General features: G+C 64.2%; 12 protein-coding genes and 1 pseudogene. 3 read left to right on the top strand and 10 right to left on the bottom strand.

Translation table 11 applies throughout. The features are described from left to right. Positions 1–62: 62 nt before the first annotated feature. Positions 63–1,877 (bottom strand): S10 family peptidase, encoded by a 1,815-nt coding sequence (locus F6X42_RS10520; protein WP_187634271.1) that lies wholly within the window; start codon positions 1,875–1,877, stop codon positions 63–65. A 215-nt stretch (positions 1,878–2,092) separates the two neighbouring features. Here F6X42_RS10520 and F6X42_RS10515 point away from each other — a divergent pair, with 215 nt between their 5' ends. Beyond that, the gene (locus tag F6X42_RS10515; protein WP_187634150.1) at positions 2,093–3,082 is read left to right on the top strand and encodes a ferritin-like domain-containing protein; all 990 of its coding nucleotides are present in this window, start codon (positions 2,093–2,095) and stop codon (positions 3,080–3,082) included. A gap of 74 nt (positions 3,083–3,156) precedes the next feature. On the opposite strand, the gene F6X42_RS10510 is transcribed toward F6X42_RS10515, so the two are convergent. Next, the gene (locus tag F6X42_RS10510; RefSeq protein ID WP_187634149.1) at positions 3,157–4,332 is read right to left on the bottom strand and encodes a pyridoxal phosphate-dependent aminotransferase; all 1,176 of its coding nucleotides are present in this window, start codon (positions 4,330–4,332) and stop codon (positions 3,157–3,159) included. A gap of 215 nt (positions 4,333–4,547) precedes the next feature. Next, complete coding sequence (locus F6X42_RS10505) at positions 4,548–6,029, bottom strand: RNA polymerase factor sigma-54 (protein ID WP_187634148.1); 1,482 nt, start codon at positions 6,027–6,029, stop codon at positions 4,548–4,550. A gap of 507 nt (positions 6,030–6,536) precedes the next feature. Here F6X42_RS10505 and F6X42_RS10500 point away from each other — a divergent pair. Then, positions 6,537–6,875, top strand: coding sequence for a BON domain-containing protein (locus F6X42_RS10500; protein WP_187634147.1), 339 nt, complete (start codon positions 6,537–6,539; stop codon positions 6,873–6,875). Positions 6,876–6,964: 89 nt separating this feature from the next. Here the strand turns inward: F6X42_RS10500 and F6X42_RS10495 are convergent, their stop codons facing one another. The 6 genes and pseudogenes from F6X42_RS10495 to F6X42_RS10470 form a co-directional block, all read right to left on the bottom strand. Then, complete coding sequence (locus F6X42_RS10495) at positions 6,965–7,417, bottom strand: PA2169 family four-helix-bundle protein (RefSeq protein WP_187634146.1); 453 nt, start codon at positions 7,415–7,417, stop codon at positions 6,965–6,967. Between the two features lie 165 nt (positions 7,418–7,582). Continuing rightward, positions 7,583–8,165: pseudogene (locus tag F6X42_RS10490) on the bottom strand (hypothetical protein). 97 nt (positions 8,166–8,262) lie between these two features. Further along, complete coding sequence (locus F6X42_RS10485; RefSeq protein ID WP_187634145.1) at positions 8,263–8,604, bottom strand: DUF1488 family protein; 342 nt, start codon at positions 8,602–8,604, stop codon at positions 8,263–8,265. Continuing rightward, on the bottom strand, positions 8,601–9,173 hold the full coding sequence (locus F6X42_RS10480; RefSeq protein WP_187634144.1) for a DUF4142 domain-containing protein: 573 nt from the start codon (positions 9,171–9,173) through the stop codon (positions 8,601–8,603). The genes F6X42_RS10485 and F6X42_RS10480 overlap by 4 nt, the downstream gene beginning before the upstream one ends. 59 nt (positions 9,174–9,232) lie before the next feature. Then, complete coding sequence (locus F6X42_RS10475) at positions 9,233–9,784, bottom strand: type 1 glutamine amidotransferase domain-containing protein (protein WP_187634143.1); 552 nt, start codon at positions 9,782–9,784, stop codon at positions 9,233–9,235. A 201-nt stretch (positions 9,785–9,985) separates the two neighbouring features. Continuing rightward, complete coding sequence (locus tag F6X42_RS10470; RefSeq protein ID WP_187634142.1) at positions 9,986–10,330, bottom strand: chemotaxis protein; 345 nt, start codon at positions 10,328–10,330, stop codon at positions 9,986–9,988. A gap of 175 nt (positions 10,331–10,505) precedes the next feature. Between F6X42_RS10470 and F6X42_RS10465 the strand changes: the two genes are divergently transcribed. Further along, positions 10,506–11,738, top strand: a complete 1,233-nt coding sequence (locus tag F6X42_RS10465; RefSeq protein ID WP_187634141.1) for a DNA topoisomerase IB — start codon at positions 10,506–10,508, stop codon at positions 11,736–11,738. Between the two features lie 4 nt (positions 11,739–11,742). Here the strand turns inward: F6X42_RS10465 and F6X42_RS10460 are convergent, their stop codons facing one another. After that, positions 11,743–12,039: a hypothetical protein gene (locus F6X42_RS10460; protein WP_187634140.1), complete on the bottom strand. Its 297-nt coding sequence runs from the start codon at positions 12,037–12,039 to the stop codon at positions 11,743–11,745. Positions 12,040–12,105: the final 66 nt, after the last annotated feature.

Here is a 12,105-nt window from a genome sequence, read left to right as displayed (position 1 = left end):
GCGCGGCGACTCCACGATGCCTGGAATTATACCGTTGCACGGCATGCGCCGATTGGCCGATCTCAACGCGGCTGCGACGTATAAAAACTCACCAGATCGCGCTTCATCGCGTGCAGCGCGGCATCGTCGAGATAGACCATGTGGCCGGTCGGATAGTAGGCGATGCGCACGTTCTCGCGCAGCGGCCGATCGAGGCCGAGATGAGCGAGCGCGTATTCGGTCGCGAAGAACGGGGTAGCCAGATCGAAGTAGCCGTTCAGCGACAGCACCCGCAACTGCGGGTTCTGCCGCATCGCTTCGGCCAGATCGCCGCCCGCGTAGGGGAGCTGCAGCCGCTCGCCCCACCATTCGCGATGTTTCCAGTCCCATTGCTTCAATGCGTCGTCGCTGAACACCAGGTAACGATCGGTTGGCGTGTAGTGCAGGTCTTCCGCCAGGTGCTGATGAAGCGCCGCATTGAACGCATTCGATACGCTGCTCACCGACGCATCGAAGTCGGGGTCCTCCGATGCATCGTCGTGATTCAGGCCTTCGAAACGCGCATCGTAGCGGCCCACGCTGCGCGACTCGTTGCGCAGCAGCTCGTTTCGAAAACGCGACGGATAAAGACGCAGTCGGTTGCGCCTGACGAAGCCCGCGTCGAGTCCGGTGAAGTACGCGACGCGCGCGGCGATTGCGTCGCGCTGGTCGTCGGGCAGCGCGTCGCCTTGTTCGAGCGCCTGCGCATAGGGTCCGCGAGCGAACGCGCGCGCTTCGTCGAGAAAGGCCGCCAGGCTCGCGGGCTTTGGCGTGACCTTGTCGTGATACCAAGCGATCGCCGCGAAACTCGGCAGATAACTCTCGCTCTTGAAATCGGTACCCGGCGAGAACGCCGCGGAATTGAGTACCGACGACAGCAGGATCACGCCGTTCAGCGCGATATTGTTCTGCCCCAACCGATAAGCGAGCATCGCGGCGCGCGCGGTGCCATACGATTCGCCAAGCAGGTACTTCGGCGAATTCCAGCGCTGATTCACCGTCAGATAACGGTCGATGAATTGCGCAAACGCACTGACGTCCTGATCGACGCCCCAGAAGTCCTTGCCCGCGCCATGCCCGACCGGTCTCGACAGGCCGGCGCCGACCGCGTCGATGAACACGAGGTCGCTGGTGTCGAGCAGGGTGTCGGGGTTGTCGTCGAGCGAATACGGCGCGGGCGGCGTGCTCGCGGGGCTCGCGGTGCGCACCCGCTTCGGCCCGACCGAGCCCATCATCAGAAACACGCTGCCGGCGCCTGGGCCGCCGTTGAACAGAAAGGTGATTGGACGCGTCGCTGGCGTTTTCGTGGGCACCGCGTAAGCGACATAGAACACGCTCGCGTTGGCCGCGCCGGTCTTGTCGTGCAGCAACAGATTGCCGGCGCTCGCGGTGTAGTCGAGCTTGCGGCCGTCCACGCGAAGCGAATGCGTGGTGACGCTCGTGGTTTCAGGCGGCACCGGGATCGCGGGCGTCGACGCCTTATCGTTGCGTGGCCTGGCTGTCGCGTCGGCCGAGGCCGGTGCATCCGATGCAGCCTGCGTATCGCCACGCGAAGCCGTCCGCTTGCGCGGCTCGCCATTCGGACGCGCCGCCGTCGCGTGCGGCTCGCGCACATCGCCGACCGGCGCTGCGTTCGCCTCTGGCCCCTGGCCTGGCGCGTTGGGCGCGGATGCGGCGGCGTCCGCGCTGTCCCCCGTTTCCGTGCTTTGCGCGCCGCTCGACGCATCGGACTGCTCGGCTGCGATGCACCGTTCACCGAACGGCACCGCGCTGACGACAGAAAGCGTCATCGTCAGCGCGGCGGCTGGTAATCCCGCCGTCAGCAAGCGGCGCAACGAAGGGAAGCAACGAAGCATCATGAAGTTGTCCACGAGGAGTCGAAACACGCTGGAATCCGGCTAGCCGGATTCGACGGCAAACCCGGCGCTCGATTCTTGACGCAAGATTGCGCGGCGTCAACCTTCCGCATCCTCGCACGCCCAACATGACGAAGCGCTTTTCCCTCGTCGTGGCGTGCACCTGCGCAGTCATGGCAGAATCGACAGAACCTTCGTCGCCTTGTCGAGAATACCCAATGGACCAACTGGTACTGGATGCATTCGACGCTGCCGCGCTGATCCCCGGCTTTCGCGCGCCCCAACTGCCGCACGAACAGCCGGACCCCTCGACCCTCGACGCCGCCGACCACGCGATGCGCCACTGGACAAGCACCGTCAGCGGCCCGCTGCCGCCCGGCTCCGACGTGCATCGGCGTGAAATGTGCCGCATGTTTCGCGAGACCTTCAATCCGTATCGCCCGTCCGTACTCGCATGGCCGCCGCTCGAAGCCGCGACGCTCAAGCGCATCGTCGAGCTGCCGATCTGGGACATCGCCGTGCAGACCGAAGGCAGGGCGCGCCTGCGCATGGCCGCCTATGCGGCGACGCTCGACACCCCGGACTTGCGCGACGCGCTCGCGCTGAACGCGTGGGAAGAAAACCGCCATAAGGAAGTGCTGTCGCGCATGGTGCACGCGTATGGCATCGCGCTCGCGAGCGAGCCGCGCTACGTCTATCCGCAAGACACGGAACGGGCTTACCTCGTGACCGGCTATAGCGAATGTATCGACAGCTTCTTCGCCTTCGGCCTGTTCGAAGTAGCGCGGCGTTCGGGCCTGTTCCCGCCGGAACTGACCGAGACTTTCGAGCCGGTGATGCAGGAAGAGTGCCGCCATATTCTGCTATTCGCGAACTGGGTCGCATGGCATCGCGCGCAGCTTTCATGGTGGCAGCGCGTCCGCTTCGAGATCAAGGTGGCGGGCGTGTGGGCGTTTCTCGTTTGGGAGCGTATCGGGCTCGCCCGTGCGATGGATGCCGACGGCAACGTTCACGAGCACGATAACAACTTCACGGTAAACGGCGCGCAGTCGGTGACGAATGTCGATATCAGCGTGCCCGAATTGATGCAACTGTGTCTTCAGGAAAACGAACGGCGATTCGCCGGCTATGACCCACGGTTGTTGCGGCCCGAAACGATGCCGTGGCTGGTGCGCTTCGGCTTGAAGTTCGTGCGCAACAAGAAGTAAGACGCGCCGCGAGCACGCGCGCTGCCCGCGCGACTCAGCATTCGGGCATTGCGAATCGCCGATTGACGGTCGAGTCAGCGCCTCACCCCTTCCACAAACATCGCGATCCTGTCGCACGCCTCGATCAACCGATCCTCGCCCACCACCAGCCCCAGCCTGACGAATCCCTTCGCGGTCTCCCCGAACGCACTCGCGTCGAGCACGGCCACGCCTTGCGCACGAAACAGCTGCCACGTGAACTCAACCGTATCGAGCCCGGTCCCGCTGACGTCGACCATCACGAACATGCCGGCTTCGGGCAACAGGCACCGCAAGCCCGGCACGCGATGCAAGCGCTCGAATACGACGTCGCGCCGACGCCGGTAGATCTCGCGAATATCGGCGACGATGTCCGCCCGGTTCTCCAAAGCCGTCAACGCGGCCTGCTGGATGAAACCCGGCAGGCCATACAGCATCGCGAGCGCGAGCCGCGCCATGTGCTCGATCAGCGCCGCAGGCCCGATTGCCCAGCCGACGCGCCAGCCCGCCATCGCATGCGACTTCGACAGACTGCCGAGCGTGACCGTGCGCGCGGCCATGCCGGGCAGCGACGCAATGCTCACGTGGTCGCGCTCGAACGTGAGTTCCGCATAGACCTCGTCGGACAGCACCCACAGGTCGTTCTCACACGCGAGCCGCGCGATGCGTTCGAGGTCGGCGCGCCGCATCACCACGCCCGTCGGATTGCACGGCGTCGCGAAGAAGATCGCTTTCGTGCGCGGCGTGATCGCCGCTTCGAGCGCGTCGCAGTCGACGTGAAACGCACGCACCGGGTCGACCGGCACCGCGACGAGCGTCGCGCCCGCTGCGCGCACGCAGGCCTCGTAGGTCAGATACATCGGTTCGGGAACGATCACTTCGTCGCCGGCTTCCAGCAGGCACAGCGACACCGCGAACACGCCGTTTTGCGCGCCGGCGGTCAACACCACGTTGGCGGCGCTCACCTCGCAGCCCGTCGTGCGCGCGTGCTCCGCGGCGATCGCCGCGCGCAGCGGCTCGCGACCGGCCATCGCCGTATAGTGCGTGTCGCCGGCGCGCAACGCGTCGATGGCGCGCTCGACGATCGGCGCGGGCGTCGAGAATTCGGGATCGCCGACGCTCAGCACGATCACGTCTTCACCGTTGGCGGCCGCCTGCTGCGCGACGCGATGAATTTCCCACGCCGACGTGCGCCGCCCTTGCAGTCGCTCGACCAGATTCGAATACTTCATTGCGCTCACCCGTTGTTGTGCTGTTGTGCCGAACCGTTCCGCTGATCTCTTTCGATTCGACCCGCCAATGTAATGGCACGCCGACGAAACGTCCAGATACGAAAAAGGGTCATGCGAGATGACAATCTCACATGACCCTATGCGCAATGTACTGCTCGATGTACTGCTGTCCGAACGACTGCCTTGTTTCAAACCCCCGCTAAAACTTCGGCGCGTCAAAGCTGCCGGCGCAGTTCCGCCGGCGGCACCTTCATTAAATGCCGGTATTTCGCCACCGTGCGCCGCGCGACCAGCACGCCCTGATCCGCCAGCATCCTCGCGAGCGTCACATCCGACAGCGGGTCGTGCGTGTTCTCCGCGGCGATCATCTCCTTGAGCAGCGCGCGCACTGCGGCGGCCGAGCAGGTGCCGCCGCTTTCGGTGCCGAGCTCGCGCGGGAAGAAATGCTTGAACTCGAAGATGCCGCGCGGGGTCGCCATATATTTGTTGCCCGTCGCGCGCGAGATCGTCGATTCGTGCAGGCCGAGTTCGTCGGCCACGTCGCGCAGCACCATCGGTTTCAGCGCGATCTCGCCATATAGGAAGAAGGCCTTCTGATGCGCGACGATGCATTCGGCAACCCGCTGAATCGTATCGAAACGCTGCTGCGCGTTACGGATCAGCCAACGCGCCTCCTGCAACTGCTGCGCGAGCGGCGAACGGCTCGCGCCGGCCGACTGCGCGAAAAGCTGCGCGTACATGCGATGGATTCGCGCCCGCGGCTGCACCGCCGGATTGATCGACACGACCCACTTGTTGCGCGCCTGACGCACGATCACGTCGGGCACCACATAGTTATCCTCGGCGCGGCCGTAGCAATTGCCCGGCTTCGGATCGAGCTTGCGCACCAGCGCGCAGGCCACGCGCAATTCCTCCGCGCTGCAGCCGATCTGCTTTTGTAACTCGGCCTGCTCGCGGCGCGCGAGACGTTCCAGATGATGCTCGGCGATCTGCCGCGCGACGTCGCGCCCCGGCGTATTGGCGGGTAGCGCCGTGATCTGCAGGGCGAGGCATTCCGACAGCGAACGCGCGCCGAGCCCCGGACGATCGAGCGACTGCACGAGGCGCAACGCCACCAGCAGTTCTTCCTCGGTCAGCTCGGGTTCGAGATCGACGCTATCGGCCAGGTCGGCGAGCGATTGCCGCAGATAGCCGTCGTCATCGAGCGCCTCGATGATGAAGCGCGCCACCGCGCGATCGCGGTCATCGAGCCGGTACAGGCGCAACGCGTCGTGCAGCTGCTCGCGCAGCGTGGGTTGAGAGCGAGCCCAATCGGCTGGGTCGCTGCCGTCCGAGTCGCCGTTCTCGCGCGTCGAGTTGCGCGAACCATAGTCGCCGGAGAAGTCGGCGGGCATGTCGTCCTGGCCCGCGCTTTCGAGCGTGTCGCTACCGGCGCTTTCCACCGGCGATCCGTCGGGCTCGGCGGCGGCAAGCCCATCGGCGGCGGGCGGCGCGCTGGCGTCTTCAACCGGCGTCGTGCCGGCGAGCGCGACGTCCTCCGCTTCGGATGCGTCGTATTCGAGGAACGGATTGGTATCGAGCGCCGTGCGCAATTCCTGCTGGAACTCGAGAGCCGACAACTGCAAGAGCCGCACCGACTGCTGAAGACGAGGCGTCAGTGCCAGAGACTGCCTTGTACGTAGTTCGATTGAAGGCATTGGAGTAGATCCCGTTCGTTGGTAACCAAGGACTCAAAGAGCAGAGTTCGCTCTTCAACGCAACGTCCGTACCAGTTCGCGCAACACGCTGTTTTGATTGTGCTTTGTTTATTCAGACGCACGAATTGCCGGGACCGCGAATGTCGGTTTTTACAAACGGCAGGCAATTTCCCGTCCCTTTCTTCACATCTCAGGCCGCCTCGCACATGGCCGCGCCGCGGCCCGATTCGTCAGTCGAAAAGTCCCGGTGGACGCGGCCTTTGCGAGCAGCATGGGGTGGCGCCGAGAAGGCGGGCACGGTGCTTGCGAAACGGTGGCGTGTGGACGGATGCCGCCCTTCGCAAAAATGCGCCGATCAAGCGCCGCTGCGAGCACGGCCTCCGGTGTCGAGAAACGGGCCCCTGACGGTACCGTAGCGGCGCCCCACGTGTGTCATCAGCGGCATCGGCCGCGATCGGCCACCGGCAACAAGACCGCCATTTTCATCAACACCTGAAGGAGAGAACCATGAAAACCATCCAGCTTCTGAAGACCGCCGGCAGCATCGCCATCGCCGCGTTCGCGCTGAACGCGAACGCGCAGACCAGCGCTTCGGCCCCGCCCGCGGCGTCGGAGAGCGTGGGCCAGCATATCGACGACGGCACCATCACGACCAAGGTCAAGGCCGATCTGCTTGCCGCGAAGAACGTCAAATCGACGCATATCCACGTGAAGACCCACAAGGGCGTGGTGTGGCTCACCGGTTCGGTGCCTTCGGCCGACGAAAAATCCGCCGCCGAAGATGTCGTGCAGAACGTCAAGGGCGTGACCAGCGTGAAGAACCATCTGAAGGTCGCGGCAGACTGATACCCGCGCAAGCGGTTCGCGCCGATTTTGCTCAGTGGAACGAAAGAGAGCCGGCATCGCCGGCTCTTTCTATTGCACCGACGCGTCGATCAACGCTTCATCGCCGCGTACTGGTCGCGCAGATCGCGCACGCGATCATGCGTCTGCAGAAGGCCATGGTACTGCCGCTCGACGATCTCCCGCACGTCGGCTGGCAAATCCTTTTCGAGCGCGTCGTGATAGCGTTTCTTCGCGACGTCTTCGCCTTTTTCGCACTCGGCGAGAATCGCATGGTCGCTGCGATCCGCCACCGCCGATCTCACGTCGACCCAGCCGCGATGCAGCGCACCGGTCATGCTGCCGTGGTTTTCGGGCTTGCCGCCCAGTGTCTGAACGGCATCCTGCAACTCACGCGCGCCGCGCGAGCAGTTTTCGGCACTGTCGCGGAACAGTGTTTTCAGCTGTTCGTCGTGCGCATCCTCGGCGGCCTTCAAAAAGCCCTTTTCGCCATCTTTCGACGTTTCGACCAGGTCATTCAACACGGAAACAACGTTGGTAGCCATTCAATACCTCCAAGGGTTTCGTTCCTCGCGGAATCCGCCGCGTGGGGTTTTTGTTTGTGTCGCGATGGGTCGATCCAACGCGCGGCGGGCTGCATTTGGATGCACGCATCACGCGTGCCCGGCGTCATTAGGCCGCTTTTATGTTGGTATGGCGCGTGGCTTATATCACGCGCGCTTGTCCGCGAATTCCTTGATTGGCTCGGGCGTTTTCCGCGGATCGAAATCGGCCCAGCGTCCCTGCTGCCAGCGGCCGGTCGCCTTCTCGATCGACACGCCGCCCGCTTCACGCAGCACGCGTGCGGCGTCGAGCTGATTGTCGGGCGACACGTGCACGGCGACGAGCACACCCGAATCGCGCGCCTCCTCGTGATACGGCACGCGATAGTCCGAATTGCCGCGCTCGTGAGTGCGCGACATCGCGCCGACCAGCGAGCCGACATATGCGCCGGCGCCCGCCGCGATCAGCGACACCAGCAGCGGTGCGGAAAACGCCGCGAAGATCGCCACGCCAACGATCGCGCCGATCACCGCGCCGATCGTCACGCCGATGCCCGCGCCTTTGGGCGCCTCTCGCGCGCCGGGGTCGGTATCGGTGTCACCGCCGATCGGGAAACGCGCATGCTGGCCGCGCGGATTGACGAAAAACAGCGTGACGTCCCTCTTCCACGAAACCTGCATCGAAAAGCTTTTGCGCCGCGCTTTCCGCAGCCGGAAAAGTCATGAAGCGTGCTGCGACGATGAGTGACATACGGCGTCCTTATCGTTGATTGGCATTCGCGGACCATACGGTCGCCGGGTGGCGCGCGTCGCAGCAGCGCGCCCGCTTAGCGCGGCACGCGGCGGCGCTACGCGGCGCCGCGATCCGGTTCCAGGCCTTCCACTCTGAACAGTCCGCTATGCAACACTACGCCTTCTCCATTGTTCTGGTCGAGTGCTTCGGCGCAGACTGAGCGGATGCGCTGACGGCCTTTGTCGAAAGCCGCCATCAGTGCCGCTTCGAGTGCCGACTCGGCGCCGAAATGATCTTCCAGAGCCTCGGCGGTGATCGCGCAGACCACCGGCTCACCATCGACGCACGCCAGAAAGCGCACCGTCAGATTGGCGCCGTCGAAGGCCGGTTCGTCATCGGGAAAAGTGATCTGCATCAGAGAGTCCTCATAGGCAGGCCGTGGCAGCATCGCGTTCATGACGAGCCCTTCAATTTGCCGGCGAGTTGCTGCGCCATCTCGAGGTGATGCTTGATGGTCGGCAGCGCCTGCGCGGCCGCGGCCTTCAGTTGCGAATCGGTGCCGCTCCCGCTTTGCTGCTGGAACAGATCCACCGCGCGCTGATGCGCTTCCACGCCGACCTGCTCGACGTAGGCCTGATCGAACTCGGTGCCCTTCAACGTCTGCAGTTTGCCGACCAGCGCGGAATCCGCGGACGGCGTCGGCTTGAAGCCCTTCTTCGCGACCAGCGCGGCCATTGCGTGCGACAGCTTCGTGTGGTCCGTGATCATCTGTTGCGCGAACTTCTTGACCTGCGGATCGTTGGAGTTTTTCAGCGCGACCTTGCTGGCGGCGATTTCGGTGGCGTCAGACTTCGACGCATCGAGCACGAACTGCTGATCGGCGGGTGACAGTGTCGTGCCGCCGGTCGGCGCCGCACTCGCGGGTGCATCGCTCGCCTGCGCGCGGGCCGTGTCGATCGATGCCGCGCCCATGCCCAATACGGCCAGCGCGGTAGTCAACACTTGTAGGGAATACCGGAATTTCATGCATTTTCTCCCTGTTGAAGCACCGATGCGCGGGCGCCGAAGCCAACCGCCGCCTTCGCTCAAGCCGCTTTGCGCTTCGTCAGCTGCCCGATCAGCGTCTTGTTGAACGCGGGAATGTCGCCGGGTTTGCGGCTCGAAATCAGATTGCCGTCCTCGACCACTTCCTGATCGACCCAGGTGCCACCCGCGTTGCGGATATCGTCCTGCAGGCTGGGCCAACTGGTCACCGTGCGCCCCTTGATGATCCCCGCCGACACCGGCAGCCACGTGCCGTGGCAGATCACCGCGATCGGCTTGTTCGCGTTGTTGACCGCTTTGACGAACGCCTGCGCCTGCGGCAGCAACCGGAGCGCATCGCCGTTCACGACACCGCCCGGCAACACCACCGCGTCATAGTCGTCGGGACTGGCCTTGTCGAAAGTCGCATCGACGTCGACGGTGTCGCCCTTGTCGACGTGCCTGAAGCCCTGGATCTTGCCCGGCTTCGCCGAAATCACATGGACCGTCGCGCCCGCCTCGGTGAGCGCGCGTTTCGGATCCACGAGTTCTGCCTGCTCGAAACCGTCTACCGCGAGTACTGCTACCTTGCAACCACTCAATGCGTCAGTCATGCGTCCTCTCCTTCGTGCGGCGCCGCGCTGATGCACTTGCGCGCTAAGCATGCGCATAGCGCGGCGCCTCCGCTAAAGCGTTGTTACGCAAAACACGTGCCCGCTGGAGGCCCGTGTCCATGGTTTACGCCGGCTTGGCGTTGCATTGCCACTGCGTTCGCGCTGCGTCGCGCGGGCCGCGTGATCGGCACAGCGTCGCGGTCAGACGTCGGTTTCGTCTTCGCCGGCGCGCTCCGCGCCCGGCGGCACTCGCGGATCAACGACGTGATCCGCTTCGATATCGCGGTCGAACTCCAACGTCGAATCGCCATCGGCCGACGCGCGCTCGCCCGTGCCCGAGCGATCGGTATCGCTGCCGAGTTCGGTGTCGCCGGTTTCGAGTGCGTGATTGTCGAGTTCCGTATCGACATCGAACACGTGACGCTTTGCGCCCGCCACATCGCTGCCGCTATCGGACGAGTCGCTCGGGCCCAGTTCGCCCGTCGTGCCAGACGTCTGCTTGACGGTCTTCTGCGGCTCTTCATCGGGATCGAGTGTGCTGCTCATGAAACCTCCTTTTCCGGCTGGTTGATCACACCGGCTCTTTCGCAAGGACCGTTCCGCTTCGGCGCTGCTGGGCGTGGCGAATGGCATCCCCCTTGCTTCCCGCCGATCACACGGCACGCATCGCACGTACCGGGCGAACCGATCCCAACCACGCTTGAAACTTCTACCTGCAACGATGGCTACCGCGACTCATGCCACAACCGCATCGCGCAACCCGACGAGCGCGAACGGCGACACCGCCTCGCAACCGATGCCGCCGGGTCTGCGTCACGCGGACGACACCAGGCCCGGCTACACACGCAGGCGCGACAGAAAAGGCTTCATCTATTTCGACGTGAACGGCGAGCGCATCGTCGACGAGGACGAGATTCAACGCATCAACTCGCTCGCGATTCCGCCGGCCTATGAAAACGTTTGGATCTGCCCCGATCAGCGAGGTCATTTGCAGGCGACCGGCCGCGACGCGCGTGGCCGCAAGCAGTACCGCTATCATCCGCGCTGGCGTGAAACGCGCGACGCCGACAAGTACGAACGGATGGCCGAGTTCGGCCGGGCGCTGCCGAAAATCCGCGCGCGCGTCGCACGTGATCTGAAATTGCCGGGCATGCCGCTCGACAAGGTGGTCGCGGCCATCGTGCAGTTGCTCGACACGACGCTGATCCGCATCGGCAGCGTCGAATACGCGCGCGATAATCAGTCATACGGATTAACGACACTGCGCAAGAAGCACGTGAAGATAGAGGCCGGTCAATTGCGCTTCAAGTTTCGCGGCAAGAGCGGCATCGAGCATGACGTGGCGGTGGACAATCCGCACATCAAGCGGATCGTGCGGCGTTGCGCAGAGCTGCCGGGTCACGACCTGTTCCAGTACCTCGACGAAGACGGCACGCGCCACACCGTCGGCTCGACCGATATCAACGACTACCTGCGTCGGGTGAGCGGGGCGGACTTCACCGCGAAGGACTATCGCACGTGGGCGGGCAGCGTATACGCGCTGGCGGCATTGCGCCGGTTGATGTGCAGCAGCGCGGCCGAAGCGCGCCGTCATATCGTCGCGACCGTCAAAGACGTGGCCGCGCTGCTGCGCAATACGCCCGCCGTCTGCCGGCGCTGCTATATCCACCCGGCGATCATCAGCGCGTTCGAAGCCGATGAATTGCAGAGCCTCGCACCGCGCCAATCGCGCCGTGGACTGAAGGCAGATGAACTGGCCCTCGCGGTCTTGCTCGCGCAGGCGGAAAAACGCGCGGCGAAACTGGCGCGCGCAGCCGGTCCGAAAGGCCGCAAGGCACGAGAGTTGTCGGTCGACGAGAGCATCAACGGTTCACTGACGAGTTTGCTGAAAAAATCGCGCGTGGTGCGCAAGAAAGCCGCCAACTCAGTGACAGGCTCCGTGGTGAATCGATGATGGCTCAAGCATCTTCCTCGAACGCAGCCATCACGAGCCAGACATCGCGTTCGCCGTCGTTTATCTCGGCCGCCAGCGCATAGGCATCGCCCGGCGAACACACGCGCGCGAGCGTGTTGTGTGCGACTTCACCGTTGGTGAACACACGCTCCGACAAGGGCCGAACTTCCTGTTTGCCTTCGAACATCGGCTGCTGCCGACGATACACGAGCGTCTCGGACTTCCAGTTGCGGAAGCACTCGCGAACGTGCGCGAAGTCCCCGCCGCAGATGTTCGTCTGATAATGAATTTTCTTTCCCACGATCGTTCTCCCGACAGGCAGAGCGCGGCATCGCCCGGGCGCTACGAACCGCAGCGGTGCGTGGCC

It is taken from the genome of Paraburkholderia podalyriae (assembly GCF_014397785.1).
GTDB classification, from domain to species: domain Bacteria; phylum Pseudomonadota; class Gammaproteobacteria; order Burkholderiales; family Burkholderiaceae; genus Paraburkholderia; species Paraburkholderia podalyriae.
Note: the sequence above shows the minus strand (reverse complement) of the source record. Positions and strands in the feature narration are given on the sequence as shown.

Coding starts and splice junctions, on each gene's coding strand:
- F6X42_RS10500 (WP_187634147.1), top strand. CDS start 6,537: ATGAAAACCATCCAGCTTCTGAAGACCGCCGGCAGCATCGCCATCGCC.
- F6X42_RS10510 (WP_187634149.1), bottom strand. CDS start 4,332: ATGAAGTATTCGAATCTGGTCGAGCGACTGCAAGGGCGGCGCACGTCG.
- F6X42_RS10505 (WP_187634148.1), bottom strand. CDS start 6,029: ATGCCTTCAATCGAACTACGTACAAGGCAGTCTCTGGCACTGACGCCT.
- F6X42_RS10515 (WP_187634150.1), top strand. CDS start 2,093: ATGGACCAACTGGTACTGGATGCATTCGACGCTGCCGCGCTGATCCCC.
- F6X42_RS10470 (WP_187634142.1), bottom strand. CDS start 10,330: ATGAGCAGCACACTCGATCCCGATGAAGAGCCGCAGAAGACCGTCAAG.
- F6X42_RS10520 (WP_187634271.1), bottom strand. CDS start 1,877: ATGATGCTTCGTTGCTTCCCTTCGTTGCGCCGCTTGCTGACGGCGGGA.
- F6X42_RS10475 (WP_187634143.1), bottom strand. CDS start 9,784: ATGACTGACGCATTGAGTGGTTGCAAGGTAGCAGTACTCGCGGTAGAC.
- F6X42_RS10495 (WP_187634146.1), bottom strand. CDS start 7,417: ATGGCTACCAACGTTGTTTCCGTGTTGAATGACCTGGTCGAAACGTCG.
- F6X42_RS10480 (WP_187634144.1), bottom strand. CDS start 9,173: ATGAAATTCCGGTATTCCCTACAAGTGTTGACTACCGCGCTGGCCGTA.
- F6X42_RS10485 (WP_187634145.1), bottom strand. CDS start 8,604: ATGAACGCGATGCTGCCACGGCCTGCCTATGAGGACTCTCTGATGCAG.
- F6X42_RS10465 (WP_187634141.1), top strand. CDS start 10,506: ATGGCTACCGCGACTCATGCCACAACCGCATCGCGCAACCCGACGAGC.